At 70.1% G+C, this 25,112-nt stretch carries 26 protein-coding genes; 23 read left to right on the top strand and 3 right to left on the bottom strand.

All coding sequences use genetic code 11. The features are described from left to right. Nucleotides 1-13 precede the first annotated feature (13 nt). The 3 genes from H9633_RS08090 (at nt 14) to H9633_RS13270 (ending at nt 2,396) form a co-directional block, all read left to right on the top strand. On the top strand, nt 14-355 hold the full coding sequence (locus H9633_RS08090) for an ArsR/SmtB family transcription factor (RefSeq protein ID WP_071641620.1): 342 nt from the start codon (nt 14-16) through the stop codon (nt 353-355). Nucleotides 356-398: 43 nt separating this feature from the next. Further along, complete coding sequence (locus H9633_RS08085) at nt 399-1,844, top strand: purine-cytosine permease family protein (RefSeq protein ID WP_191712739.1); 1,446 nt, start codon at nt 399-401, stop codon at nt 1,842-1,844. A gap of 216 nt (nt 1,845-2,060) precedes the next feature. After that, nucleotides 2,061-2,396, top strand: coding sequence for a cysteine hydrolase family protein (locus H9633_RS13270; RefSeq protein ID WP_318247235.1), 336 nt, complete (start codon nt 2,061-2,063; stop codon nt 2,394-2,396). Nucleotides 2,397-2,402: 6 nt separating this feature from the next. On the opposite strand, the gene H9633_RS08075 is transcribed toward H9633_RS13270, so the two are convergent. Further along, nucleotides 2,403-3,902, bottom strand: coding sequence for a glutamate-cysteine ligase family protein (locus H9633_RS08075; protein ID WP_191712738.1), 1,500 nt, complete (start codon nt 3,900-3,902; stop codon nt 2,403-2,405). Between the two features lie 132 nt (nt 3,903-4,034). Here H9633_RS08075 and kynA point away from each other — a divergent pair, with 132 nt between their 5' ends. The 6 genes from kynA (at nt 4,035) to H9633_RS08045 (ending at nt 9,014) form a co-directional block, all read left to right on the top strand. Then, entirely contained in the window at nt 4,035-4,889 is an 855-nt protein-coding gene (kynA, locus tag H9633_RS08070; protein WP_191712737.1) for a tryptophan 2,3-dioxygenase, read from the top strand. After that, the gene (locus H9633_RS08065) at nt 4,890-5,858 is read left to right on the top strand and encodes an amidohydrolase family protein (protein WP_191712736.1); all 969 of its coding nucleotides are present in this window, start codon (nt 4,890-4,892) and stop codon (nt 5,856-5,858) included. 1 nt (nt 5,859) lies between these two features. After that, complete coding sequence (locus H9633_RS08060; RefSeq protein ID WP_191712735.1) at nt 5,860-7,086, top strand: kynureninase; 1,227 nt, start codon at nt 5,860-5,862, stop codon at nt 7,084-7,086. Next, nucleotides 7,083-7,922 (top strand): PaaX family transcriptional regulator, encoded by an 840-nt coding sequence (locus H9633_RS08055; RefSeq protein WP_191712734.1) that lies wholly within the window; start codon nt 7,083-7,085, stop codon nt 7,920-7,922. Before H9633_RS08060 ends, H9633_RS08055 begins: the two co-directional genes overlap by 4 nt. After that, complete coding sequence (locus H9633_RS08050; protein WP_191712733.1) at nt 7,919-8,563, top strand: DsbA family protein; 645 nt, start codon at nt 7,919-7,921, stop codon at nt 8,561-8,563. Before H9633_RS08055 ends, H9633_RS08050 begins: the two co-directional genes overlap by 4 nt. 106 nt (nt 8,564-8,669) lie before the next feature. Further along, entirely contained in the window at nt 8,670-9,014 is a 345-nt protein-coding gene (locus H9633_RS08045) for a hypothetical protein (RefSeq protein WP_083428621.1), read from the top strand. An 88-nt stretch (nt 9,015-9,102) separates the two neighbouring features. On the opposite strand, the gene H9633_RS08040 is transcribed toward H9633_RS08045, so the two are convergent. Continuing rightward, a complete protein-coding gene (locus tag H9633_RS08040) occupies nt 9,103-9,504 on the bottom strand; it encodes a hypothetical protein (RefSeq protein WP_191712732.1) in 402 nt (133 codons plus the stop codon). A gap of 120 nt (nt 9,505-9,624) precedes the next feature. Here H9633_RS08040 and H9633_RS08035 point away from each other — a divergent pair, with 120 nt between their 5' ends. The 9 genes from H9633_RS08035 to H9633_RS07995 all read left to right on the top strand — a co-directional run bounded on the left by H9633_RS08035 (nt 9,625) and on the right by H9633_RS07995 (nt 17,137). After that, nucleotides 9,625-11,034, top strand: a complete 1,410-nt coding sequence (locus H9633_RS08035) for an MFS transporter (RefSeq protein ID WP_318247234.1) — start codon at nt 9,625-9,627, stop codon at nt 11,032-11,034. A gap of 181 nt (nt 11,035-11,215) precedes the next feature. Then, the gene (locus tag H9633_RS08030; RefSeq protein WP_256221016.1) at nt 11,216-11,533 is read left to right on the top strand and encodes a hypothetical protein; all 318 of its coding nucleotides are present in this window, start codon (nt 11,216-11,218) and stop codon (nt 11,531-11,533) included. 7 nt (nt 11,534-11,540) lie between these two features. Then, a complete protein-coding gene (locus H9633_RS08025; protein ID WP_191712731.1) occupies nt 11,541-12,332 on the top strand; it encodes a nitroreductase family protein in 792 nt (263 codons plus the stop codon). A gap of 74 nt (nt 12,333-12,406) precedes the next feature. After that, nucleotides 12,407-13,189, top strand: a complete 783-nt coding sequence (locus H9633_RS08020) for an endonuclease/exonuclease/phosphatase family protein (protein WP_191712730.1) — start codon at nt 12,407-12,409, stop codon at nt 13,187-13,189. Further along, complete coding sequence (locus tag H9633_RS08015) at nt 13,186-13,809, top strand: DUF2238 domain-containing protein (protein ID WP_191712729.1); 624 nt, start codon at nt 13,186-13,188, stop codon at nt 13,807-13,809. Before H9633_RS08020 ends, H9633_RS08015 begins: the two co-directional genes overlap by 4 nt. A 66-nt stretch (nt 13,810-13,875) precedes the next feature. Beyond that, a complete protein-coding gene (locus tag H9633_RS08010) occupies nt 13,876-14,127 on the top strand; it encodes a hypothetical protein (protein ID WP_071641650.1) in 252 nt (83 codons plus the stop codon). Nucleotides 14,128-14,152: 25 nt separating this feature from the next. Further along, nucleotides 14,153-15,016 (top strand): transposase, encoded by an 864-nt coding sequence (locus tag H9633_RS08005; RefSeq protein ID WP_191712728.1) that lies wholly within the window; start codon nt 14,153-14,155, stop codon nt 15,014-15,016. Between the two features lie 127 nt (nt 15,017-15,143). Then, entirely contained in the window at nt 15,144-15,668 is a 525-nt protein-coding gene (locus H9633_RS08000) for an SRPBCC family protein (protein WP_191712727.1), read from the top strand. Continuing rightward, nucleotides 15,665-17,137 (top strand): phytoene desaturase family protein, encoded by a 1,473-nt coding sequence (locus tag H9633_RS07995; RefSeq protein WP_318247233.1) that lies wholly within the window; start codon nt 15,665-15,667, stop codon nt 17,135-17,137. The genes H9633_RS08000 and H9633_RS07995 overlap by 4 nt, the downstream gene beginning before the upstream one ends. 42 nt (nt 17,138-17,179) lie before the next feature. Here H9633_RS07995 and H9633_RS07990 read toward each other — a convergent pair whose 3' ends face one another. Beyond that, complete coding sequence (locus tag H9633_RS07990; protein ID WP_191712726.1) at nt 17,180-17,725, bottom strand: YaeQ family protein; 546 nt, start codon at nt 17,723-17,725, stop codon at nt 17,180-17,182. A gap of 522 nt (nt 17,726-18,247) precedes the next feature. Between H9633_RS07990 and H9633_RS07985 the strand changes: the two genes are divergently transcribed. The 5 genes from H9633_RS07985 to H9633_RS07965 all read left to right on the top strand — a co-directional run bounded on the left by H9633_RS07985 (nt 18,248) and on the right by H9633_RS07965 (nt 25,089). Next, complete coding sequence (locus H9633_RS07985; protein ID WP_191712725.1) at nt 18,248-20,014, top strand: ABC transporter substrate-binding protein; 1,767 nt, start codon at nt 18,248-18,250, stop codon at nt 20,012-20,014. Between the two features lie 73 nt (nt 20,015-20,087). Beyond that, nucleotides 20,088-21,758: an ABC transporter ATP-binding protein gene (locus tag H9633_RS07980; protein WP_191712724.1), complete on the top strand. Its 1,671-nt coding sequence runs from the start codon at nt 20,088-20,090 to the stop codon at nt 21,756-21,758. After that, nucleotides 21,755-22,714 carry an ABC transporter permease gene (locus H9633_RS07975; protein WP_191712723.1) on the top strand — a complete coding sequence of 320 codons (960 nt, stop codon included), beginning with the start codon at nt 21,755-21,757 and terminating at the stop codon, nt 22,712-22,714. The genes H9633_RS07980 and H9633_RS07975 overlap by 4 nt, the downstream gene beginning before the upstream one ends. Continuing rightward, nucleotides 22,711-23,676, top strand: coding sequence for an ABC transporter permease (locus tag H9633_RS07970; protein WP_099196616.1), 966 nt, complete (start codon nt 22,711-22,713; stop codon nt 23,674-23,676). The genes H9633_RS07975 and H9633_RS07970 overlap by 4 nt, the downstream gene beginning before the upstream one ends. Nucleotides 23,677-23,787: 111 nt before the next feature. Further along, nucleotides 23,788-25,089: an alpha/beta fold hydrolase gene (locus H9633_RS07965; RefSeq protein ID WP_191712722.1), complete on the top strand. Its 1,302-nt coding sequence runs from the start codon at nt 23,788-23,790 to the stop codon at nt 25,087-25,089. The last annotated feature ends 23 nt before the right edge of the window (nt 25,090-25,112 follow it).

Raw genomic sequence — 25,112 nt, 5'->3', positions numbered from 1 at the left:
TCAGGATATCGGCATGAGCCTGCCCGCGACCATCGACGAATCCGCCTGCTGCGTGCCGCGCGTCACGTCTCCGCTGACCGCACAGCAGACGGAGCAGGTCGCCCGGGTATTCAAGGCCCTCGGCGACCCGACCCGCGTCGCCCTCCTCTCGCTCATCGCGCGCAGCGAGGGGGGCGAGGCGTGCATCTGCGATCTCACCGATCCGGTCGGCCTCTCCCAGGCCACGGTCTCCCACCACATGAGGCTGCTCGCCGAGGCCGGGCTCGTCACCAGGGAGCAGCGCGGCAGATGGGCGTACTTCGCCGTGAACGGCAACGCACTCGCCGCGGCCGCCGACGCGTTGCGCCCCTCCTGACCTCGATCTGCCGCGCCGCGGTCCGCGGTGCCAGGATGAGGGCATGACCGACATCACGCCGCCCGCGCTCATCGAGCGAGCGGGCATCGAGATCATCCCCGAATCCCAGCGCACGGCGAGGCCCCGCGACCTGTTCTGGCCGTGGTTCGCCGCCAACGTCTCGGTGTTCGGCATGTCGTACGGCTCGTTCGTGCTCGGCTTCGGCATCTCGTTCTACCAGGCGACGGTCGTCTCGATCATCGGGATCGTCGTGTCGTTCCTGCTCTGCGGCCTGATCGCCATCGCGGGCAAACGCGGATCGACGCCCACCATGGTGCTCTCGCGGGCCGCGTTCGGCGTGCACGGGCAGAAGGTGCCCGGCATCGTGTCGTGGCTCACCTCGATCGGCTGGGAGACGTTCCTCGCGATCATGGCCGTGCTGGCCACCGCCACCGTGATCACCCGCCTCGGCGGCGACGGCGACAGCGTCACCCTGAAGATCATCGCCACGGTCATCGTCGCCGCCCTCATCGTGACCGCATCCGTGCTCGGGTATCACACGATCATGAAGCTGCAGTCGGTGCTCACCTGGGTCACCGGCGTCGTCACCGTCCTTTACGTGATCCTCGCCGCGCCCACCATCGACCTCGCCGCCGTGCTCGCCCAGCCGAGCGGCAGCGCGGCACAGGTCATCGGCGCGCTCGTGATGGTCATGACCGGGTTCGGGCTGGGCTGGATCAACATCGCCGCCGACTGGTCGCGGTATCAGAAGCGCACGGCATCCGACGGCGCGATCGTCTTCTGGAACACGCTCGGCGGGGCGATCGCCCCCGTCATCCTCGTGGTGTTCGGCCTGCTGCTCGCCGGCTCCGATGAGCAGCTCATGGCGGCCGTCGGCGCCGATCCGATCGGAGCCCTCGCCACGATCCTCCCGACCTGGGTTCTCGTGCCGTTCCTGCTGACGGCCGTACTCGCCCTCGTCTCGGGAGCCGTGCTCGGCATCTACTCCTCGGGCCTCACGCTGCTCAGCCTCGGCATCCGGATCCCGCGTCCGGCGGCGGCGGGCATCGACGGCCTCATCCTCACCGTCGTGACGATCCTCGTCGTCTTCGGCGACCAGGGCTTCCTCGGCCCGTTCCAGTCGTTCCTGATCACGCTCGGCGTTCCGCTGGCATCGTGGGCGGGCATCCTCATCGCCGACATCCTGCGCCGCCGGCGCGACTACGACGAGGCCGCGCTGTTCGATCCGAACGGACGCTACGGCGCCTGGGACTGGACCTCGATCGGCACCATGATCGTCGCGTCGGTCATCGGCTGGGGTCTGGTCGTGAACCTGTTCGCCGACGACGCGGCCTGGAACAACTGGCAGGGCTACCTGCTGCCGCTCATCGGCGGCAAGGACGGCGAGTGGGCGTACGCGAACCTCGGCGTCTTCGTCGCCCTGGTGCTCTCGTTCGTCGTCACGTGGTTCGCGCGCGCCGGACGCATCCGCCGTCAGGAGCGGGCGTGACGGAGGGCTGGCTGGTCGTCGTCGACCCGCAGAACATCTTCGCGTCGCCGCAGTCCGAGTGGGGGTCGCCCTTCTTCGCCGAGGCGATGGCGAACATCGGGCGACTGGCCGAGCGCTTCGGCGAGCGGGTGGTGGTGACCAGGTGGATGCCCACGGCCGACCGCTCCACGTCGTGGGGGGGCGTACTTCACCGCGTGGCCGTTCGCCGATCAGCCGGTGGGCGACGCCCTGTTCGATCTCGTGCCCGAAGCGGTGAGCCTGTCGGCGCGACCGACTCTCGATCTGCCGACGTTCGGCAAGTGGGGCGTCGAGCTCGAGACGATCGTCGGTCGCGGCGCGCACGTCGTGCTGGCCGGGGTCTCGACCGACTGCTGCGTGCTGTCGACCGCGCTGGCCGGAGCGGATGCCGGGGCGCAACTCACCGTCGCCACCGACGCGTGCGCGGGCTCGACAGCCGAGAATCACGCCGCCGCGGTGCACGTGCTGGGCCTGTATCCACCGCAGATCACCCTCGCGACGACGGCCGAGATCCTCGCGCTCGCCGAGGGCTGAGCGCGCTCACGCCGTCCAGCTGTGCACCGGCTCGCCGGAGTGCATGCGCTCGAGGTAGTCGTCGAGCATCCCGCGCAGCGCGTCGGGACGCGACGCTCCCGCGGCCTCGCTGGCGGCGACGTTCGCGCGCTGCCAGGTGGCGCCGTTGCGGCCGGTGACGCAGCGCTGCTCGATGATGCCCAGATAGCGGTCGCGCGTCTCGGCCGAGACGCCGTAGGCGTCGAGCCCCTCCGCGGCGAGCGGCAGCAGTCGGCGCAGCACCAGCTCACGCGGTCCGACCCAGCCCAGTTCGGGCCAGTACAGCTGCGACTCGATGCCCTGGCGCGCGGCGGAATGCAGGTTCTCCCGCGCGGCGTCGAAGGTCATCTGGCTCCACAGCGGACGCTCGCTGTGCGCGAGCGAGTGCAGCAGGCCGTAGTAGAACGCGGTGTCGGCCAGGGCATCCGCCATCGAGGGCGAGGCGGGCAGCACCCGGTTCTCGAGGCGCAGGTGGCAGCCGCCGTCCTGCGTGTCGTAGATGGGTCGGTTCCAGCGGTAGACGGTGCCGTTGTGCATCCGCAGCTCGCTGAGGTCGGGGGCGGTGCCCGATCGCAGCGTCTCGAGCGGGTCCTGGTCGGAGCTCTCCGGCAGCAGCGCAGGGAAGTAGCGCGAGTTCTCCTCGAAGAGGTCGAAGATCGATGTGATCCAGCGCTCGCCGAACCACACACGCGGTCGCACGCCCTGGTTCTTCAGCTCCTGCGAGCGCGTGTCGGTGGCCTGCTCGAACATCGGGATGCGCGTCTCGTGCCACAGCGCACGGCCCGCGAAGAACGGCGAATTGGCCGCCAGCGCCACCTGCACCCCGGCGATCGCCTGCGCCGCGTTCCAGTGCGCGGCGAACTCCTCTGGCTTGACCTGCAGGTGCAGCTGCATCGAGGTGCAGGCGGCCTCGGGCACGATCGTGTCGCAGATGATGTCGAGGTCCTCCGGGTCTGCGTCGTCGGTGAGGGGAACCCCGTCGAGTCGCAGCTCGATGTCCTCGCCGCGCGCGGCGAGGATCTGCTGTCCGAGCATCTTGTAGCGCGGTTCCCTCGACAGCCAGCGCTCGGTGAAGTGCGTCTCGTCGAGAGTGGGCAGCATGCCGATCATCGCGAGGTCGCTGCCGGCGCTGTGGGCCCGCTCGTCCGCGGCGGCGAACGCCGAGCCCAGCACCTTCTCGAGCTCGGTCAGGCTGTCGCCGCCGAGCGGCCGGGGAGCCACGTTGATCTCGACGTTGAACCGCCCGAGCTCGGTCTGAAACGCCGGATTGGCGATGGCATCCAGCACCTGCTCGTTGGTCATGGCGGGGTTGCGCTCGCCGTCGACGAGATTCAACTCGATCTCCAGACCGAGCTGCGGCTGCGAGGCCTCTTCGAACCAGCCGTCGCCGAGCATGTGCTCGAGCGCCTCCAGCCCGCGCTGCACCTGCTCGCGGAACCGCGCCCGATCCTGCCGAGTGAATCGCTGTGAGCTGATGCTGTCTCCCATGCTCGGAAGAATATCCGCTGCGGCCCGATCGCCCTGATCGGGCGGTGCCCCCTTGTCGCGGGTGCCCGATCGGTGCTAGCGAGCGGCATTTCACCGTTGTGACGACCGCAACAGAACTGATATGTTTCCGGGATGGCCACCGGCGACAACGAACGCGCGCTCGAAGACGGCATCGTCACCGACCTCGAGGATCGGATGACGTACGGCTCGTATCTCGACCTCGATCGGCTGCTCGGCGCTCAGCATCCGGTCTCGCGCCCCGAGCACCACGACGAGATGCTGTTCATCATCCAGCACCAGACCACCGAGCTGTGGCTCAAGCTCGTGCAGCACGAGCTGGGCACCGCGCGCGACCGTCTCGCCGCCGATGATCTGCGCTCGGCGCTGAAGCACATCGCCCGGGTCAAGCACATCCAGGAGGTGCTGACCCAGCAGTGGTCGGTGCTGGCCACCCTCACCCCCACCGAGTACGCGCAGTTCCGCGGCGCCCTCGGCAATTCCTCGGGATTCCAGTCGGTGCAGTACCGCGCTGTCGAGTTCGCACTCGGCAACAAGAACGAGCGGATGCTCGGCGTGTTCCGCGGCCACCCCGAGAACGTGGCGATGCTCACGGCCGAGTGGGAGCGCCCCACCCTGTACGACGAGTTCCTGCGGTACGCGTCGCGGCGCGGTCTGCCGATCCCGACCGAGGTGCTCGAGCGCGACGTCCGTCAGCCGTACCGCGAGCACCCCGAGCTCGTGCCGGCGATCCGCGAGATCTACGAGAACCCGCACGAGCACTGGGACCTGTACGAGGCGTGCGAAGAGCTCGTCGATGTCGAGGACAACTTCCAGTTCTGGCGCTTCCGGCACCTGCGCACCGTCACCCGCACGATCGGGATGAAGGTCGGCACCGGCGGGTCGAGCGGCGTGAGCTTTCTGCAGCGGGCTCTCGATCTCACGTTCTTCCCCGAGCTGTACAGCGTGCGCACCGAGATCGGCCGCTGAATGCGGGCGGTCACGTTCTTCGACGGCGACGGGATGCACGACGGCACCCTCGACGTGCGCGATGGTCGCCTCCGCCTCCTGCCGCGGGCCGCGCCGACCGACACCCCGCACCTGGATGGCGTGATCACCGGCCTGTTCACCGACCATCATGTGCATCTGCAGCTCGTCGACCCCGACCTGCTTCCCGCGTCGCGGCTGGGCCGCGTGATCGACCTGGGCGCCGACCCGGACTGGATCGCCGAGGTGTCGCGGCACCGTGTGACCGTGCACTACGCCGGGCCGTTCCTGACCGCGCCTGGCGGGTACCCGTCGGATCGCGCGTGGGCTCCGACCGGTTCGGTGCGGGAGATCGCGGATGCCGAGCACGCCGCGCGCACGGTCGACGAGCTCGCGGCGGCCGAGGTGTCGCTGATCAAGGTCGTGGCCCACAGCGACGCGGGCCCGGTGATCGACGACGACGCGTTCCGCGCCGTGGTGCGCCAGGCGGCCGTGCACCGCCTGCCCGTCGTGGCTCACGCCGAGGGTGCCGGTCAGGCGCAGCGTGCGGTGCGGCTCGGCGCCACCCGACTGGCACACGCCCCGTTCAGCGAGCGCCTGACCGATACGGAGATCGCCGCGCAGGCGGCATCCGCATCCTGGATCTCGACCCTGGCGATCCACGACGACGACGCGCGCGCCGTCGCGATCGACAACGTGCGCCGCTTCGTCGCGGCCGGCGGCGAGGTGCTCTACGGCACCGACATGGGCAACGGCACCACGCCGGTCGACCTGCGCGAGGCGGAGATCGACGCGCTGCGCGCCGCCGGGCTCGACGGGCTCGATCTGCTGACCGCCCTCTCGCCGGCCGACCCGCTCGCGGGCGGCGCCCTGCTGCTTCTCCCGGATGGCGACCCGAACCGGGCTCGCCGCCTCACCGCCGCCGACATCGACATCGACACCGACACCGACACCGACAGCACGGAGCCGTGACATGACCGACCTCATCGACGACCTGCTCGCCGAGGCACGCAAGCTCGACCAGGCCGACCCGCTCGCCCATCACATCGCCGAGTTCGCCGACGCCCCTGGCGTCACCGCGTACCTCGACGGGAACTCCCTGGGGCGTCCGCTGCGCGATCTTCCCGAGAAGGCCGCCGCCTTCATCCGCGACGACTGGGGCACGCGCCTCATCCGCTCGTGGGACGAGCAGTGGATGGCGCTGCCGATGCGGCTCGGCGATCGCATCGGCGCGATCACCCTTGGGGCCGCGGCCGGACAGACGGTGGTCGCCGACTCCACCAGCGTGCTGCTCTACAAGCTCATGCGCGCCGGTGTCGCCGCGCGTCCCGGGCGGGACGAGATCGTGATCGAGGCCGGCAACTTCCCCACCGACCGATTCATCGCCGCCGGCGTCGCGAACGAGACGGGCACCACCCTGCGCTGGGTCGAGCCCGATCCGATCCTCGGTGTCACCGCAGACCAGGTGGCGTCAGTCGTCTCCGAGCGCACCGCGCTCGTCGTGCTCAGCCACGTCGACTACCGCTCCGGCTCTCTGGCGGCGATGCCCGAGATCACCGCCGCGGTGCGGGATGCCGGCGCGCTGATGCTCTGGGATCTGTGCCACTCGGCCGGCGTCGTGCCGATGTCGCTCGACGAGTGGGGAGTCGACATGGCCGTCGGCTGCACGTACAAGTACCTGAACGGCGGGCCGGGCTCGCCGGCGTTCGGCTATCTGCGCGCCGAGCACCACGGCTCGATCGTGCAGCCGATCCACGGCTGGTGGGGCGCCGCCGACATCTTCGCGATGGGTCCCGAATACGCCCCGGTCTCCGGCATCCGGCAGCTGCTCAGCGGCACTCCCCCGGTGCTGTCGATGCTCGCGATGCAGGGCATGCTCGATCTGATCGAGCTCGAGGGGATCACGGCACTGCGGGTGAAGTCGATCACACTCACCGAGTTCGCGATCCGCGCGTACGACGCGCTGCTCGCCCCGCTCGGGGTGCGGCTGCTGTCGCCGCGCGAGGCGTCGCGTCGCGGCGGACACGTGACGATCGGGCACGACTCGTTCCAGGAGGTCACGACGCGGCTGTGGGCCGACGGGGTCATCCCCGACTTCCGCTTCCCCGACGGCATCCGGCTCGGCCTGTCGCCGCTGAGCACCTCGCACGAGGAGACGCTGCGCGGCGTGATCGCCGTGCGCGACGCTCTGCAGTCATGACCGCGCACGCGAGCACGGACATCGTGCTCGACGACATCGAGGCGCGTCCCGGCAGCACGACCTCGCTGCTGCGCACGGTGATCGGACTGTACCTGCGACCTCTCGGCGGGCATATCACCTCTGCCGCGCTCGTGCGCCTGGCCGGCGATCTCGGCATCCCGGCCGCTCGCGCGCGCACCGCGATCACCCGGCTCAAGCAGCGCGGCCTGCTGCTCGCCACCGCGGATCCCGGGTACGCCCTCAACCCGGCGGCGCTGCCCATGCTCGAACGCGGTGACCGACGCATCTTCGCGGTGCGCACGATGGCTGCGGACGACGAGTGGCTGCTCGTCTCGGCGACCATCCCCGAGACCCGTCGCGACCTGAGGCATCAGCTGAGGCGGCGGCTGCAGTTCCTGGGTGCCGGGGCCGTCACGGCCGGACTGTGGATCCTTCCCGGCCACCTGGCCGATGAAGCCGAGCAGCTGCTGGCAGAGCTCGATGCCCGCGTCTACGCCACCCTGTTCCGCACGAGCGACCCGATGCCCGCCGATCCGCTCGCCTGCGCCGCCGCCCGCTGGTGGGACCTCGACGCGCTGCGGGCGGAGCACGAGCGGTTCCTGGCATCCCTCGCCGATCTCGAGCACGCCGAGCCGTTCGCCGCGTACGTCCGCCTGATCGACAGCTGGCGTGTGCTGCCGTACGTCGACCCCGGTCTGCCCCGCACACTGCTGCCCGACGACTGGCCCGGCGAGCGCAGCGTGCGCGAGTTCGAGCGCCTGTCGCACGCGCTCGCCCCGGCGGCGCTCGCCCACGCGCGGGATGCCGTGCCGCGAGCTGACAGGATCGAGACATGAAGAACTCCGTCAGAGCCGTCATCATCACCGGCGGCCTGGTCATGGTGCTGCTGATCGGCGTGCTGGTGTGGGCCGTGGCGCAGCGCGCCGAGTCCGAGAACGACCCGAAGCCGCAGGTGCTGCGGGAGGAGTCGCACGTGCTCGACGACGGTGGAGCCGATGCCGTGACCGTGGTGGAGTTCCTCGACTTCGAGTGCGAGGCGTGCGGCGCGTTCCACCCCGTGGTCGAGGATCTGCGGCAGAGGTACGACGGGCAGATCACCTACGCCGTGCGGTACTTCCCGCTGCCGGGGCACGTGAACTCGATGGACGCGGCACTCGCCGCCGAGGCCGCAGCCCAGCAGGGCGAGTTCGAGGCGATGTACCAGCGGCTGTTCCAGACGCAGGCCGAGTGGGCCGGTGCCACCGAACCGACCCCGGCGGTGTTCCGTGCGCTGGCCGAGGAGATCGGCCTCGACATGGCGGCATACGACGAGGCCGTCGCCGATCCCGCCACCGCCGAGCGCGTGCGGCGCGACAGATCCGAGGGCACCTTCCTCGGTGTCGAGGGCACACCGACGTTCTTCGTCGACGGGCGGATGGTCGCGATCAGCGCGCCCGCTGATCTCGAGAGGGCGATCGTCGAGGCGCAGTCGCGCTGACCGCCGAGCGAGCACCGGGGGTGTGTTTCGCCGCGTGTCGGCGGTGATCGACGCATCACCGAGGCCGGACGTATTCTCGGTGCACCCGATCGTGAGGAGACCCACCGTGAACACGCCGCCGACCCGCCTTTCGCCCCTCGAGGTGCGTGAGCGTGCGGCGTGCATGTGCGACCACGGCGACGTGTGCTCCTCGTACGCGCCCGGTCACGCCCTGCACCTGATCCAGGCGCGGATGGCGGCGGCGACGCCCCTGGGCTGGACGGATGCCGTGGTGGAGACCGCCGACGCGGCATCCGGCGTCCTGGGTCTGCGCACCCTCGCCGGCGATGCGGTCTCGATCTGGAGCGCGGCCGGAGCCTCACTCGAGGCACCGGCGGGCACACCGGTCGCGCTGCATGCCGCGTACGACGTGCTGGCCGTCGGCCGCGTGCTCTACAACGTCGCGCGCTGACGCGAAGCGCTTTCGAATCGCTCGAATGGCGGCGTACGGCAGCCGAGGGCGACCAGATGAGCGATTCGAACGTGGCTTGCCTGCTTCGTCAGGAGGCCATCTTCGTCATGGCGTCGCGCATCTCCATGCAGGCGTCCATGCACGCCCTGCAGGCCTGAGCGCACATCCGGCAGACGTCACTGTGCTCGGCGTGCGCCTGGCAGTCGTCCATGCACATCCGACACATCGCGATGCAGGCGTCGAGCATCGACATCATGACCGGTGCGGTCATGCCCTGCATCCGCAGCATCGTGCGCATCATCGCGCCGCACATGTCGGCGCAGTTCATGCACGCGACGCTGCAGTCCATCATCTGCGTCGAGCAGACCGTGCACGCCTGCTCGCACGCCGCGCACGCGTCGATGCACGCCTGCATGACGGCCATGTCCATCATCTCCATGCCGGAGGTCTTCATCTCGGACGCCATCGCGTCCATCATCATCGAATCCATGCTTCGAACCGCCTTCGTCTTCGGCTTCACACCGGGATCTCAGACGGGGCAGGTCGTCCCGCCTCCGGCCAGGCTACGCCTGCTCGGGCCGCAGGTCGATGGCGGGAGTAGTGTCACCGTGTGCCCTCGTCCACCCCTGCGCCCGGATTCGACACCGTGCAGCGACTCGTCGTCGCCGTGGCCGTGCTGGCCTCGTTCGTCACCTTCCTCGACGGCACCGTGGTCACCGTCGCGCTGCCGGCGATCAGCCGCGAGCTGGGCGGCGGCATCGCCACGCAGCAGTGGGTGGTCGACGCGTATCTGATCACGCTGAGCGCGCTGATCCTGCTGGCGGGGTCGCTGTCGGATGCCTACGGCCGCGTGCGCGTGATGCGGATCGGTCTCATCGCCTTCGGCGTCGCCTCGGTCGCGGTCGCCGCGGCACCCGATCCGCTGGTGCTGATCACCGCCCGCGCGGCGCAGGGAGCCGCGGGCGCGCTGCTCGTGCCGAGCTCACTCGCCCTGATCACCGCCACCATGCGCGGCGAGCTGCAGTCGCGGGCGATCGGGGTGTGGACGGCATTCACCACCGCCGCGCAGCTGGTCGGCCCGCTGATGGGCGGTCTGTTCGTCGACCTGCTCTCGTGGCGTCTCGTCTTCGTCATCAACATGCTGCCGATCGCCGTGACGCTGCTGATGCTCGGCAGACTGGATCTGCCGGAGCACGAGCGCGACGTGGACGTGGATTGGACGAGCGGCATCCTCTGCGCGCTGGGCCTGGGAGCGGTCGTCTTCGCGCTGATCGAGCAGGAGCGGCTGGGCTGGTCGAGCCCGGCGATCTGGATGCCAGGACTCGCCGGCGCAGCGCTGCTCGCGGTCTTCCTGTGGCGCCAGGCCCGGTCGGCGCATCCACTGCTGCCGCTGTCGATGTTCGCGGTGCGCAACTTCGGGTGGGGCAACGTCTCCACCCTGTTCATCTATGCGGCGCTCTCGCTGAACGGGTTCGTCATCGGCGTCTACCTGCAGCAGGGGCCGGGGCTCAGTGCGACGGCGGCGGGGCTCGCGAGCCTGCCCGTGACGGTGCTGATGATCCTGCTCTCGGCGCGCGCCGGGGCGTGGGCTGGCCGGTTCGGACCCCGCCTGTTCATGACGGTCGGTCCGATCCTGATGGCGATCGGCGCCCTGCTGCTGCTCACCGTCGGCCGCGACTTCGACTACTGGTGGCAGGTGCTGCCGTCGATGATCGCGCTCGGCCTGGGCCTGGCGCTGACGGTCGCCCCGCTGACCTCGGCGATCCTCGGCGCTATCGACGAGCGTCGCAGCGGCATCGCCTCGGCCGTGAACAATGCCGTCTCGCGCGTCGCCGGGCTGCTCGTGGTCGCACTGCTGTCGACCATCGTCGGCGGGTCGCTCGACCTCGACGGCTTCCACAGCGCCGCGATCGTCACCGCCGCCCTGTTCGCGGCAGGCGGCGTGGTGTCGTGGATCGGCATCCGGCGCAGTCCCGCCGAGCCGGTCGAGCCGGCCTTCGACGCCGATCCGACTCACTGAGAACAGGAGAACGCGCGAGCGCAGGTCGAATTCGTCGCAGCTGTCCTGCTCTGGCGTGTTCTCCTGCGTCGGACGGGTGGGCGCTTCACGACCCGCGCGCAACCCCTCGCGCCGAACGCCCGCGGCATGATGTGCTGATCCCATGACACGCAGGCGGCGCGCACCACGGCACCGAGGTCGCGTGTCGGCCGCGTTCCTGGCATCCGGTCTCTGCTATACCGCCAACTGCGCGCTGGGCGCGGCGGTCGCGACCCGGATCATCGACACCAGGCGGTTCCGCTGGGTGCATCACGCCCTGTACATCGCGACGGTCTCGACGACGATCCTCGCGCTGATCGTCGGCGTGCGCAGCGACCGGAGGGCCGCGCTCGCCCTCGCTCCTGCGCTGGCCCCCCTCGCCGTCATCCCCTATGCGGGAACGCACACCCGCAGGCATCCCGTCATCGCCCTCACCGCCGCGCCGTTCATCGCCGCCGGCGTCTTCACCTCCCGCCGATAGGAGCAGCATGGAATTCCTCGACGTCGTCCGTCGCCGCAAGACCACGAACGGGCCGTTCCTGCCCGATCCGGTGAGCGAAGAGCACCAGCGGTTGCTGATCGAAGCTGCCAGTCGCGCGCCCTCGCAGCTGAACAGCCAGCCGTGGCGCTTCGTCGTGATCGAGCAGCGCGAGACCATCGAGCGCATCGCCCAGATCTCGGGCGAGAGCATGACCGAGGTGATGTCGAACGGCACGTTCTTCGAGCGGTACAAGCCGTACTTCCGCTTCAGCCAGGCCGAGATGGAGCAGAAGCGCAGCGGGATGCTGTTCGACAAGCTGCCCGCGGTGCTGCGCCCGTTCACGAGTCAGGTGTTCACCTCGCGCGGGCAGAAGCTGATGAACTCCCTCGGCGTGCCGAAGACGCTCGGCGCCGAGAATGCGAAGCTCGTCGCCGGCTCCCCGTTGCTGCTCGCCGTGATGCTCGACCGCAGCGAGTACCGCCCCGGCGAGCTGTCGTCGTTCTACTCGGTGTTCAGCATGGGCGCCGCGATGGAGAACATCTGGCTGACGACGGTGGAGCTCGGCATGGGCATCCAGTTCATCTCGTTCCCGATGGAGGCGCCGGGCCGCTGGGACGAGATCATCGAGCTGCTGCACGTGCCGGACGATCTCGAGCTGATGGCCGTGTACCGTCTCGGCTACCTGCCTGCCGAGCAGCGCCGCCCGGCCATCGACTGGTCGAGCTCCCAGCGCAAGCTGCCGTCGCAGTTCGTGTTCCGCGAGACGTGCGAGACGCCGCAGCAGGGCTGGGACGGGTAGCGGTGGCGGCTCGCGAGTCGGATGGGCCCGCGGATGCCCTGATCGCGCCACCCGAACCGCCCGACGTGCACGTCATGACGTTCAACATCCGCCGCGCCGCAGACGGCATGCTGCACCGCCGGGCCGACCGCTGGTCGTGGCGCGCACCTGCCGTGCAGCAGCTGCTGGCCTCGGAGCGCCCCACGCTCATCGGCCTGCAGGAGGCCCTGCCGCGCGTCATGCCCCTGGTGCGCGAGGCGCTCGGGGCCGATCACCGTGCCATCGGCGCCGGACGGGCCGCCGGGGGACGCGGCGAGGGCACCCCGATCGTGTACGACAGCACGCGTCTCGTGCTGCACGACGGGGGTCAGCGCGCTCTGTCCGACCGGCCGGAGCGGGCGGGCTCGATCGGATGGGGCAACCTCATCCCCCGCATCCTGGTCTGGGCCGAGTTCGTCGAGCGCGGCACCGGCACGCGATTCCTCGCGATCAACACCCACCTCGACCACCTCTCCGCATCGTCGCGGCGACGTTCCGCCCTCAGCATCCGCCGGCTCGTCATCGAGCGCGCCCTGCCCGCGGTCGTCTTGGGCGACCTCAACGCCGGCGCCGACTCCCCTGCGCTGCGCGAGCTGCAGGCCGGCCGTGCGCTGCTCGACAGCTGGGATGCCGCGGAGCGGAGGGCCGGTCCGCGATGGGGCACGTACCCTGGATACCGACGCCCTCGTGCCGGCGGGCGCCAGCTCGACTGGATCATGACGACGCCGGACGTACGGGTGCGCACGGTCGGCGCCAACGCCCGCACTCCCGGCGGGCGCCGGCCGTCGGATCACCTGCCCGTGCAGGCCGTGCTGCGATTCGGAGAGGATGCCAGATGAAAGAGGACTTCCTTCGCCCGCCGGCCACGGCCGCGGAGTGGACGGCAGATGCCCTGCGCGTCATCGGCATCCTGGGTGTGATCGCGGCCGCCATCTGGCTGAAGCCGACGGATGCCGGGATCACGGCCCTGGCTCTGCCCGCGCTGATGCTGCCGCGCATGCTGGGCATGCGCGCCTGGTTCGACACCGCATCCGGAGTCACCGTCCTCGCCGCAGCGTGGAGCAACGTGTTCGATCTCTATGCGGCGATCTCCCGGTGGGATCTCGTGGTGCACTTCGCGTGCACCGCGGTGCTGACGATCCTCGCGGCGGAGATCCTGACGCGAGCCGGCGTCGTCGGCATCACCGCATCGGCGCGCCCGAGGGCGCGGACCCCGCTGGTTCTCGCGCCGCTGATCGCCCTGGCTCTGAGCGCGGTCTGGGAGATGATCGAGTGGTTCGGGTCGGTGTACATCAGCGACCAGATCCACGTCGGCTATCAGGACACGATCGGCGACATGGTGCTCGGCGGCGTCGGTGGACTCGTGGCCGGCGGCATGCTGGCGCTGATCGATGTGCGTCGCTCACCCGGTCCGACGCAGCCTGCTGCGGAGCCGCAGCTGTCGGGGCGGCGCGGATGATACCCCTCGAGGTGCCGGCCGTCACGGCCCTGCCCCGATCACCCTCGGTCGGCTAATACTCGGGGCATGACTCACCACGACGGAAACCCTGACGACCTGCACGACGACGCCGCGGCGGACTCCCCCGACGCTGCGGGCGGAAACCCGCCGACCGCTGCCGAGGCGCAGCCCGACGGACAGTTCGACAGTCAGAACATGCCGACCACGGATGGCGAGCCGGCGTCCGGCGACGATTCCGCCGCGAGCGCCGGTGCGGAATCGCCCGAGGAGGGCGAGGCCGCCATGCGCGCGGCCGAAGAGGCGACGACGAACGACTGACCGTCCGCGCGATAGGGTCGCTCGCATGAGCGGAGCGGGCGACCTCGAGAAGATCGCCGCCGAGCTGTACGCCGGGTCGCCTGACGCGTTCATCGCCGCGCGGAATGCGCGCGCCGGTGCCGTCGACGACCCGGTGCTCTCGGCTGCGGTCCGAGCGCTGCGCAAGCCCAACGTCGCCGCCTGGGTGGTGAACCTCTTCGCCGGGGAGCGCACCGCCCGGCTCGAGCAGGCGCTGCAGCTCGCCGTCGAGCTGCGCGACGCCCAGGAGGATCTGGATGCCGCGACGCTCTCGCACCTCGGGCGGCAGCGACGAGCGCTGACCGACCAGCTCGCGGCGGAGGCCGCGACGCTCGCCACCGCGCGGGGTGCGCGGGTGAGCGACGCCACGCGGGAGGCGGTGCGGCGCACGATCTCTGCGGCGTTCTTCGATCCCGATGCGGCCGCGGCCGTGGCATCCGGACGCCTGGTGCGCGACCTCGAGCCGACCGGCTCGGTCGACCTCGAGGCGATCGTCGCGGGCGGGCGGCCGAGACCGCCGGCCTCGCAGGGCCGGCCGAACGACGAGGTGGGCGCCAGACGTCGGCAGCGCGCCGCCGAACGCACTCTGCGCGAAGCGGAGAAAGCACACGAGCGGGCTCTGCGAGCAGAGCGGCGTGCGGAGGACGAGGCGAGGGATGCCGTGCAGCGTGCCGGACGCCTCACGGAGCGCATCGCGGAGCTCGAGCAGGAGCTCTCCCGCGTCCGGGAGGATGCCGCCCACGCCAGGGAGGACGCCGACGCCGCCGACCGTCGCCGGCGCCGGGCCGCCGATGAGCTCTCGACCGCGGAGAAGACGCTCGCGGATGCTCGGCGTGCGCGAGACGCGCTCCGAGGTGACGCGAGCACGTGACGCGATCACCAGACCATGCGCAGGCGCCGAGCGCAACCCGCTCTGCCGATCCGGCGGAGCGGGTTAGCGTCGGAGAAACCGACAGGGGCGGCTGAGAGGCGTCGGCCCGATCAGGGAGGAATGAGCGATGGCCCGGAATGTGAGGGTGCTGCACTGCGCACCGGAAGACGTGTTCGAGGTGCTGAGCGACGGCTGGCTGTACCCGACGTGGGTGGTGGGTGCGTCGCGCATGCGGGCCGTGGATCCGACCTGGCCGATGCGCGGATCGCGGCTGCACCACTCGTTCGGCGTGTGGCCGATGCTCATCAACGACGAGACCATCGTCGAAGAGCACGACCCGCCGCGCAGCATGGTCATGCGAGCGCGAGGATGGCCGATGGGCGAGGCGCGGGTGACGATCGAGGTGCGACCGCGGGGAGACGACTGCTTCGTGCGCATTCAGGAAGAGCCCATCGCAGGCCCCGGCCGGTTCGTGCCCCGCCCGATCATGAACGCGCTGGTGCGCTGGCGGAATGCCGAGACTCTGCACCGCCTGGCCTATCTCTCCGAAGGCAGGGCGGCCGTTCGATCCCGGCGCGACTCGCCGTCGCCGTCGCCGTCGCCCTCGCCTTCGGCGGGACGGGCTTCGGATGCAGAGGCACAGCGATCGTGATCGACCGGCGTCGCCCCGGCGGGGATGACCTCGACGTCGTCGTCGTCGGCGCCGGGCCGAACGGACTCGCCGCCGCCGTGACGCTCGCCAGGGCCGGGCTGCGCGTGCGCGTCTACGAGCGCGACAGCCGGGCAGGGGGCGGGGCCGCCACGCGTGAGCTCACGCTGCCCGGCTTCCAGCACGACGTCTGCTCCGCCGTGCATCCGCTGGCGTTCGAGTCGCGCTTCTTCCGCGACTTCGGGTTGCGCGACCGGGTCGAGTTCGTCACCCCGGATGTGTCGTTCGCCCAGCCGCTGGACGGCGGCCGCGCGGGCATCGCCTACCGGGACCTCGACCGTGCCGCCGACGCGCTCGGTGCGGACGGCCGGGCGTACGCACGACTTCTGCGGCCGCTGGTCGAGCGGGCGACCCGAGTGGCCGACTTCACCGGCTCGTCCCTGCTTCGCATCCCGCCCGACCCGCTCACCGCCGTGCTGTTCGGGCTGCGCTCGCTCGAGCAGGGCACCCCGGCGTGGAATGCGCGCTTCCGCGACGACGTCGCCCCCGCCATGCTCACCGGCGTCGCCGCGCATACGATCCTCGCGCAGCCCAGCATCGCGGGCGCCGGGGCTGGCCTCGCGCTCACCACGTACGCCCACGCGCAGGGCTGGCCGATACCGATCGGCGGCAGCCAGGCGATCGCGGATGCCATGGTGGACGACCTGCGCCGGCACGGCGGCGAACTGGTGCTCGATCACGAGGTCGAGTCGCTGAGCGACCTGCCGGATGCGTGGGCGACGCTTCTCGACGTCACTCCCAGGGCGCTCCTGCGCCTGGCGGCCGATGTCGTGCCGCCCGGCTACCGGCGGGCGCTACAGCGGTTCCGATACGGAGATGGCGTCGCGAAGGTCGACTTCGCTCTGAGCGAGCCGGTGCCGTGGACGAACCCCGAGCTGCACCGGGCCGGCACCCTGCATGTCGGCGGCACGCGGGCGGAGATGGCGGATGCCGAGAATCAGGTGCACCGTGGTCGGCTGCCCGAGCATCCCTACGTGCTGGTGTCGCAGCCGACGCTGTTCGATCCCGGTCGCGCTCCGGCGGGGCAGCACACGCTGTGGGCCTACACGCACGTGCCGGCGGGCAGCACGGCGGACCGCCAGGACGCGGTGATCCGCCAGATCGAGCGCTTCGCCCCCGGCTTCCGCGACACCATCGTGGCGATCAGCTCGCGCAGCGCCCACGAGGTGCAGCAGCACAACCCGAACTACCCGGGCGGCGACATCGCGGCGGGCGCTCCGAACCTCTGGCAGCTGTTCCGACGGCCGGTGCTCAGTCCGGATCCCTGGCGCACTCCGATCCCCGGCGTCTACCTCGCCTCCGCCTCTGCCGCGCCCGGGCCGGGTGTGACCGGCATGCCGGGGTGGCTGGCGGCGCTGAGCGCGCTGCGCCACGAGTTCGGAATCCGGGAGCTCCCCGATCTGTCCCCCTGACCGCGGCGGGTCCGGTCCCCTGCGCGTCGGCCCTCCTGCCGGTCAGGCCGCGCGGATCGGCTGCTCGTGCACCTCGGTGCTCAGGTGCGTGCCGTTGAGCTCGAGATAGAGCTGACGCTCGGTGATCGAGACCGTCATCGTGTTGCGGCGCGCGAGGGCGGCTGTCGCACTGTCGAGGAAACCCGCGTCGAAGCTGTGCAGCACGATGGCGTCCGCGTCGTGGATCGTCTTGCCCGCCCAGTTGGCGACCACCTTGGCCGGGTCGCGGTAGGTGTACACGACCGTGCGATCGGCGAGCTTGCTGCCGTAGTGCAGGCGGGTGGCGTCGGGTGCGCCGACCTCGATCCAGGCCGTGACGCGGCCGGTGCGGTCACGCACGAGCACCGCCGGCTCGTCGGTCGCAGCCACGCCCTCGGTGAACGCGATGCCGTCCGCATACTCGAGGCAGTACGCCAGCAGCCGCGTGAGCATGTACGCGTCGGTCTCGGACGGATGCCGCGCGAGTCGCAGGCTCAGCTCGTCGTAGACGCCGCGGTCGACGTCGGCGAGCTGCACATCGAACGTGTGGATCGTTGCGCCTGCCGCCATGGGTTCGAGCTTACGCGTCGAACACCACGGCGGCAGGCGCCCTCCGGTCGCAGTCGGACCGACCGGGGGGGGTGAGCGATCAGATGGTCGTTGTCCCCACATCGACCATCGCGACGATGAGCCCGAACTCCGTCGCGGCGCCTCGGGTGGCGAGCCGCATTCCTCCCGCTTCGGTCTCGGCTGAGCAGGTGCGAGACCTGAGACCACCTTCTCATCGACCTCGTGCGAAAGGGGGCGTCAGCCGGGTTCCCGCACGGCTCCGGACGGACCCGGCCTGTGATGAATCGACGAGCAGTGCCGCACGGGCGTCCGTTCGACGATTCATGCCGAATCGTTCATACGTCTAGTGGCGCTCGGCCCGCAGCCCGCATCTGCCTCCAAGATCCCCTCCGCGACAGCTGAAGGAGATGGGCGGTCGAGTAGCAATCTGACATGTGCTATGTTACAGGCGTGCCACGGCCCGTCCGTGACCGCTCGCCCGTCGAAGATGCGGGCATCCGACCGAGAATCAAGGACGACTCTATGGCCCGCAAGAAGCTGTCCCCTCTGGCTCCCCTCATCGTCGCCTCAGCCTTCGCGCTCGTGCTCAGCGGCTGCTCGTCCGCTGGCGGCGGCGACGCCGACGCCGGCGAACCGCAGACCGGCGGCACCCTCAAGGTGCTCTCCAACGGCGACACCGATCGCATCGATCCGCAGCTGATCGCGTACGTGCCCTCGAACAGCATCACCCGCGTCATCTCCCGCTCGCTGCTCAGCTACGAGGCATCCAACGACGCCGAGAAGCGCTCCGCACTCGTCGGCGACCTCGCCACCGAGGTCCCCAAGCCGACCGACGACGGATTGACCTACACGATCACGCTGCGCGACGGCGCCACCTGGGATGCGCCCGACGGCGCCCGCCCGATCGTCTCGGAAGACGTGGAGCGCGGCATCAAGCGCATCTGCAACCCGCACATCGGTGCTGCCCTTGGCAGCTACTTCATCACGCTCATCGACGGCATGACGCAGTTCTGCGACGGCTTCGCGGATGTCGCCCCCGAGGCCGGCGCGATGAAGGAGTACATCGAGGCCAACGACATCACCGGAATCGAGACGCCCGACGACAAGACGGTCGTGTTCCGCCTCACCGAGCCCGCATCCGACTTCACGTCCATGCTCAGCCTGTCGACCGCCAACCCCGCCCCGGTCGAGGTGCTGGACTACCTGCCCGACTCGCCGGAGTACCGCAACAACTTCATCTCGTCGGGCCCGTACACGATCGACGAGCACAAGCCCGACGTGAAGCTCACCCTCACACGAAACAAGTCGTGGGACGCGAAGAGCGACCCGCTGCGCAAGGCGTACGTCGACAGCATCGAGATGACGATGGGCGTGGAGGTGGATGCCGCCATGCAGCAGCTCCAGGCGGGCTCCGCCGACATGCTGTTCGACATCCAGCCGGGACCTGCGAACATCCAGCAGCTCACCGCCGCCAATGACGAGAAGTTCTCGACCCTCGAGAACGGCGGGGTCGACCAGTTCATGTGGATCAACACCAAGACCGACAACAACGGCGGCGCGCTGCAGAAGCTCGAGGTGCGCCAGGCCCTGCAGTACGCGATCGACAAGAGCGCCGTCGTGCAGGTCATGGGCGGTACCGATATCGCCACGGTCACGAACGGCATCTTCGGACCCGGGATCAACGGGTACGAGGAGTACTCGCCGTACGGCGACAAGAGCGGGAAGGCCGCCCCGGAGAAGGCGAAGGAGCTGCTCGCGAAGGCCGGCGTGCAGAACCTCACTCTGAAGTTCCCCTACCGCAACCTCGGCTCGCAGCCCGACATCGCCCAGACCGTGCAGGCGAGCCTCGAGAAGGCCGGAATCACCGTCGAGCTCTTCCCCGTCCCGCCCACCGACTACTACGCCAACTTCATGACCAACCGCGAGAACGCGTCCGGCGGCGAATGGGACATCGCGCTGGTCGGCTGGTCGCCGGACTGGGTCGGCGGTGCCGCGCGCAGCGTGTACCAGCCGCAGTTCACCTTCGACGGGACGCCGCAGGCGTACAACTACGTCGACTACAACAACGACGAGGCGAACGCCCTGGCCGACCAGGCTCTGGCGGCCAGCACGCCCGAAGAGGCCGCCAAGCTGTGGCACCAGGTCGACCAGACGGTCATGAAGGACTCGCCCATCGTCAGCATCGCGGCGAAGAAGAAGGCCAACTACCACTCGGCGCGTGTGCAGAACTTCTCGATCTACGCTCTCGCGCAGAACGGCGACTGGGCCAACGTCTGGCTGACGAAGTAGCCGCTGCTCGACCTGCTGCTGCGGCGCGACCCGCTCGCGCCGCAGCAGCCCCACTCGGAAGAGAAGAGAACGAATGCCCATTCTCGAGGTGTCCCATCTGAAGGTCGACATCCCCACCGAGGGCGGCGACGTGCACGCTGTGAAGGACGTCTCGTTCGACGTCGCCGAGGGCGAGTTCTTCGGCATCGTCGGCGAATCCGGCTCGGGCAAATCGGTGCTCGTGCAGTCGGTGATGGGTCTCATCCCGCAGGCACGCACCTCCGGCGCGGTGCGCTTCCAGGGCGAGGACCTGCTGACACTCGATCCCGAGCGGCTGCGCCGCAAGCGCGGACGCGAGATCAGCATGATCTTCCAGGACCCGCTGTCCAGCCTGCATCCGCAGTACACCGTCGGATGGCAGATCGTCGAGCAGATCCGCGCACACGAGAACGTCTCCCGCCAAGCGGCGAAGGCGCGGGCGATCCAGCTGCTCGACAAGGTGCACATCAGCGATGCGGCGTCGCGGTTCGACGCATACCCGCACCAGTTCTCCGGCGGCATGCGTCAGCGCGTGATGATCGCCATGAGCCTCTCGCTCGACCCGGCGCTGATCATCGCGGATGAGCCGACCACCGCCCTCGACTCCACCGTGCAGGCGCAGATCCTGCAGCTCCTCGGTGAGATGAAGCAGGACTTCGGGGCGACGGTGCTGATGATCAGCCACGACCTCAGCGTGATGGCGAGTGTCGCCGACCGCGTCATGGTCATGTACCGCGGCGAGCAGGTCGAGGTCGGCACGAGCGACGAGGTGCTGCGCCGCCCACGAGAGCCGTACACGCGCGACCTGATCGCGTCGTCCGCCTTCACGCAGAGCGAGCGTCGGGCTCCGCTCGGTCAGCTCGCCGAGGCCGCCCCGGGCGATGCCGCCCCCGCCGCGGCCGGTCCGGTCACGGCTGCACCGATCGCCGAGGTGTCGGATGTCAGCGTCTCGTTCTCGGCGCGGCGCGGCGTCGAGCGCAAGGTTCTCGACGGCATCAGCCTCGAGGTGCGCCGAGGCGAGACGCTGGGCCTGGTGGGCGAGAGCGGATGCGGCAAGACCACGCTCGCCCGCACGATCGCCGGCCTCGTACCGCCGTCGGAGGGCACCGTGCGCTTCGACGGCACCGACCTGCGCACCCTCAACGGTGCGCAGTGGCGGCGGATGCGCCAGCGCGTACAGGTGGTCTTCCAGGACCCCTTCTCATCGCTCAACCCCAAGCGCCGCGTCGGATCGATCATCGGCGACCCGCTGCGCATCCACGGCGTGGGCACCCCACGCGAACGCGAACGCCGCGTCCTCGAGCTGCTCGAGCAGGTCGGCCTCGACCCCGACCACTACAACCGCTTCCCCGCGCAGTTCTCGGGCGGGCAGCGTCAGCGGATCGGGATCGCGCGCGCCATCGCGCTCAACCCCGATCTGATCATCCTCGACGAGCCTGTCTCGGCGCTCGATGTCACGGTGCAGGCCCAGGTGCTGCAGCTGCTCGACGACCTGCAGCGCGAGCTCGGGCTGACCTATCTGTTCATCTCGCACGACCTCGCCGTCGTCCGTCACATGTGCGACCGCATCGCCGTGATGGAGCACGGGCGCATCATCGAGCTCGGCGAGGCAGAGACCATCTACGACGCGCCGCAGCAGCCGTTCACGAAGAAGCTGCTGGCCGCGGCGTTCCTCGGCGCGCTCAGCGATGCCGGTGACCCCACCCCGTCGGAGGCGCACGCATGAGCCCGTTCTCGAAAGAGACCCTGACCCTGCTCATCCCGGCGAAGGGCGCCGCCGACGCGGCATCCGGGGTGAAGAGCTCGTGGCAGCTCACCCTCCGCCGGCTGCGCCGTGACCCGGCCAGCGTGGGCTCGGCCGTCGTCATCGTGCTCATCGTCATCTTCGCCCTCGGCGCGCCCCTGATCGCGCAGTGGACCGGACACGGTCCCACCGAGCAGTTCCGCGAAACCGGGCTGTCGCCCGCCGGCATGCCCGTGCCACCGAACGGCGAGTTCCTGCTCGGCACCGACCAGCTCGGCCGCGACCTGCTGGTGCGGCTCGCCTACGGCGCCCAGGTGTCGCTGCTGGTCGGCGTGGTCGCGTCACTGGCGGCCTCGGCGATCGGCATCCTGATCGGGATGACCGCCGGCTTCTTCGGCGGGGTGGTCGACACGGTGCTCAGCCGCGTCATCGATCTGGTGATGAGCGTGCCGTTCCTGCTCGTCGCGATCGCCACGGTGTCGGTGCTCGGGCCCAGCCTGCAGCTGTCGATCTCGGTGATCGTGTTCTTCAGCTGGGCGGGCCTGGCCCGCGTCATCCGCGGGCAGGTGCTCGCCCTGCGTGAGCGGGAGTTCATCGAGACGGCCCGCTCGCTCGGTCAGTCCCCCATCGCCACGATGTTCCGCGATGTGCTGCCGAACCTGGTCGTGCCGATCGTGGTGTACACGACGCTGATGATCCCCGCCGCCATCGTGTTCGAGGCCACGCTGTCGTTCCTGGGCCTCGGCACCGTGCCGCCCACGCCCAGCTGGGGCAACATGCTCGCCGACGCCTCCAACGGATCGATGTACATCGTCGCTCCATGGATGGTGCTCGTGCCGGGCCTCGCCCTGCTGGCGCTGACCCTCACGTTCAACCTCGTCGGCGACGGTCTTCGCGACGCGCTCGATCCGTCCTCTGCGAAGGGAGCGCGGGCATGATCCGCTTCCTGCTGTCGCGCATCGGGTTCGGCCTGCTGGTGCTGTTCCTGCTCAGCGTGTTCATCTTCGTGCTGTTCTACGTGACGCCCTCCGACCCGGCGCGGATCATCGCCGGCGACAAGGCGACCGAGGCGCTCATGGCGCAGATCCGGGCGAATCTCGGCCTCGACAAGCCGATCTGGGAGCAGTACCTCATCTTCATCGGCAACCTGCTGCAGGGCGATCTCGGCTTCTCGTACCGCTCGAGCCTGCCTGTCGCCGATCTCGTACTGGCACGGATCCCCGCGACCATGTCGCTGGTCTTCGGCGCAGTGGTCCTGTGGCTCGCGATCGGCATCCCGATCGGCATCGCCTCGGCCAAGCGTCCGGGCAGCGTCCGCGACCGCCTGGGTCAGGGGTTCGCGCTGGCCGGCATCAGCTTCCCCACCTTCGTGCTGGGCATGCTGGCCCTGTACCTGCTGTACTACCTGCCCACCCGGTTCGGGGTGAACCTGTTCCCGCCGTCGGGTTACGTGCCCTTCGCGACCGACCCTCTGCAGTGGGCGTGGCACCTGGCGCTGCCGTGGCTGACCCTCGCGATGGTCACCGCGGCGGTGTACGCGCGGCTCACCCGCGGGCAGATGCTCGACGTGCTCGGCGAGGACTATGTGCGCACCGCACGGGCGAAGGGACTCACCGAGCGGCGTGTGATCTACGTGCACGCCTTCCGCAGCGCCATGCCGCCGCTGGTCACCCAGCTCGGCATCGACATCGGGCTGCTGCTGGGTGGTGTGATCGTGATCGAGCAGGTCTTCGGCCTGCAGGGCGTCGGGGCGCTCGCGGTGACCAGCGTCGCCATGCAGGATCGGCCGGTCGTGATCGCCGTCGTGCTGCTCGGCGGACTGTTCGTCGTGCTCTCGAACCTCATCGTCGACCTCTTCTACGCGCTGCTCGACTCCCGGGTGCGCACCCGGGCGCAGTGAGCGCGGCACCGGTCACGGCGGGCGCGGCGCCACCGGACCCGGCAGCCCCGGGCAGACTGGATCGGAGCCTGCGAACCGCGGGCATCCCCATCGGAAGGCAAGGTGACCTGCGTGACCTCTGACAGCACGTACTTCGTCGGCAAGGACATCGTGGCCCGCGACGTGTGGACCACCGTGCCCCTGGACTGGAACGACCCCGACGGCGAGACCATCGAGATCTTCGCCCGTGAATTCGTCGCCGCCGAGCGCCGCCACGACGACCTGCCGCTGCTGCTGCACCTGCAGGGCGGTCCCGGCGGCAAGGGCGTGCGACCGGTGGGTCGGGGCGACTGGGTCGCCGCCGCGCTGTCGCGCTTCCGGCTCATCGTGCCCGACCAGCGCGGCACCGGCCGGTCGACGCCACTGTCGGGGTCGCGGTTCGCCGAGATGCCGGCCGAGGAGGCCGCGCGACGGCTGTCGCTGCACCGGGCGGACTCGATCGTGCGCGACTTCGAGGCGCTGCGCGCCGCACACTACGGCGGGCGCCGCTGGTGGACGATCGGGCAGAGCTACGGCGGCTTCCTCACACTGCACTACCTCTCCGCCTTCCCCGAGGCGATCGTCGCCTCCGCGGTCGCGGGCGGGCTCCCCTCGCTCGATCCCGACCCGGCGGAGGTCTACCGGCGCACGTTCCCGCGCGTGGTGGAGAAGAACCGGCAGTTCCGTGAGCGCGCCCCGCACCTCGCCGAGCGCATCGCGCAGGTCGCGGACACCCTGCAGGCGCAGGACGTCCGCCTCGCCGACGGCGACCGCCTCACCGTGCGCCGCCTGCAGACGCTGGGCTTCGACTTCGGCATGGGCCCGGGCTTCGATCGGGTGCACTGGCTCTTCGACGAGGCGTTCGCCGATCGGGCCGAGACACGCTTGAGCGACACCTTCCTCGCCTCGGTGGGCGCGGCCACCGCGTTCGCCGGAAACCCGCTGTTCATCGCCCTGCAGGAGAGCATCTACGGCGCAGGGCCGACGGGCTGGGCGGCGCAGCGCGAGCGGGAACGGCACCCGGAGTTCGACGAGGGTGCGCGGCCGGTGCTGTTCACCGGCGAGATGGTGTTCCCCTGGATGTTCGAGGAGGTCCGTGCGCTGCGCGGCTTCCGCGCGGGGGTCGAGCTGCTCGCCGCACGGGAATGGCCGATCGAGCTGTACGACACCGCGCGGCTCGGCGCGAACGAAGTGCCGGTCGAGGCGGTGGTGTACTTCGACGACATGTACGTCGACGCCGGGCTCTCGCTCGACACCGCGGCCCGCGTGGGCGGGCTGCACGCGTGGGTCACCAACGAGCACGAGCACGACGGCATCGTCATGGACGGCGTCGCCGAGCGGCTGTTCACCGCACTCGAATGGCGCCTCGGCGGGCGCGGCGGCGAACGATCCTGACCCGGCGGGTGCGCCATCCGCAC

This window comes from Microbacterium commune, assembly GCF_014836945.1.
Classification (GTDB): Bacteria; Actinomycetota; Actinomycetes; order Actinomycetales; family Microbacteriaceae; genus Microbacterium; species Microbacterium commune.
This window is presented reverse-complemented; position numbering and strand designations above follow the sequence as displayed.

What these genes read in the sequence shown, in the direction of transcription:
- H9633_RS08060 (WP_191712735.1), top strand. Translation starts at nt 5,860, where the DNA reads ATGACCGACCTCATCGACGACCTGCTCGCCGAGGCACGCAAGCTCGAC.
- H9633_RS08020 (WP_191712730.1), top strand. Translation starts at nt 12,407, where the DNA reads ATGACGTTCAACATCCGCCGCGCCGCAGACGGCATGCTGCACCGCCGG.
- H9633_RS08075 (WP_191712738.1), bottom strand. Translation starts at nt 3,902, where the DNA reads ATGGGAGACAGCATCAGCTCACAGCGATTCACTCGGCAGGATCGGGCG.
- H9633_RS08085 (WP_191712739.1), top strand. Translation starts at nt 399, where the DNA reads ATGACCGACATCACGCCGCCCGCGCTCATCGAGCGAGCGGGCATCGAG.
- kynA (WP_191712737.1), top strand. Translation starts at nt 4,035, where the DNA reads ATGGCCACCGGCGACAACGAACGCGCGCTCGAAGACGGCATCGTCACC.
- H9633_RS08005 (WP_191712728.1), top strand. Translation starts at nt 14,153, where the DNA reads ATGAGCGGAGCGGGCGACCTCGAGAAGATCGCCGCCGAGCTGTACGCC.
- H9633_RS08065 (WP_191712736.1), top strand. Translation starts at nt 4,890, where the DNA reads ATGCGGGCGGTCACGTTCTTCGACGGCGACGGGATGCACGACGGCACC.
- H9633_RS08000 (WP_191712727.1), top strand. Translation starts at nt 15,144, where the DNA reads ATGGCCCGGAATGTGAGGGTGCTGCACTGCGCACCGGAAGACGTGTTC.
- H9633_RS07990 (WP_191712726.1), bottom strand. Translation starts at nt 17,725, where the DNA reads ATGGCGGCAGGCGCAACGATCCACACGTTCGATGTGCAGCTCGCCGAC.
- H9633_RS08010 (WP_071641650.1), top strand. Translation starts at nt 13,876, where the DNA reads ATGACTCACCACGACGGAAACCCTGACGACCTGCACGACGACGCCGCG.
- H9633_RS08040 (WP_191712732.1), bottom strand. Translation starts at nt 9,504, where the DNA reads ATGGATTCGATGATGATGGACGCGATGGCGTCCGAGATGAAGACCTCC.
- H9633_RS08015 (WP_191712729.1), top strand. Translation starts at nt 13,186, where the DNA reads ATGAAAGAGGACTTCCTTCGCCCGCCGGCCACGGCCGCGGAGTGGACG.
- H9633_RS07970 (WP_099196616.1), top strand. Translation starts at nt 22,711, where the DNA reads ATGATCCGCTTCCTGCTGTCGCGCATCGGGTTCGGCCTGCTGGTGCTG.
- H9633_RS07975 (WP_191712723.1), top strand. Translation starts at nt 21,755, where the DNA reads ATGAGCCCGTTCTCGAAAGAGACCCTGACCCTGCTCATCCCGGCGAAG.
- H9633_RS08055 (WP_191712734.1), top strand. Translation starts at nt 7,083, where the DNA reads ATGACCGCGCACGCGAGCACGGACATCGTGCTCGACGACATCGAGGCG.
- H9633_RS07980 (WP_191712724.1), top strand. Translation starts at nt 20,088, where the DNA reads ATGCCCATTCTCGAGGTGTCCCATCTGAAGGTCGACATCCCCACCGAG.
- H9633_RS08050 (WP_191712733.1), top strand. Translation starts at nt 7,919, where the DNA reads ATGAAGAACTCCGTCAGAGCCGTCATCATCACCGGCGGCCTGGTCATG.
- H9633_RS07985 (WP_191712725.1), top strand. Translation starts at nt 18,248, where the DNA reads ATGGCCCGCAAGAAGCTGTCCCCTCTGGCTCCCCTCATCGTCGCCTCA.
- H9633_RS08090 (WP_071641620.1), top strand. Translation starts at nt 14, where the DNA reads ATGAGCCTGCCCGCGACCATCGACGAATCCGCCTGCTGCGTGCCGCGC.
- H9633_RS08025 (WP_191712731.1), top strand. Translation starts at nt 11,541, where the DNA reads ATGGAATTCCTCGACGTCGTCCGTCGCCGCAAGACCACGAACGGGCCG.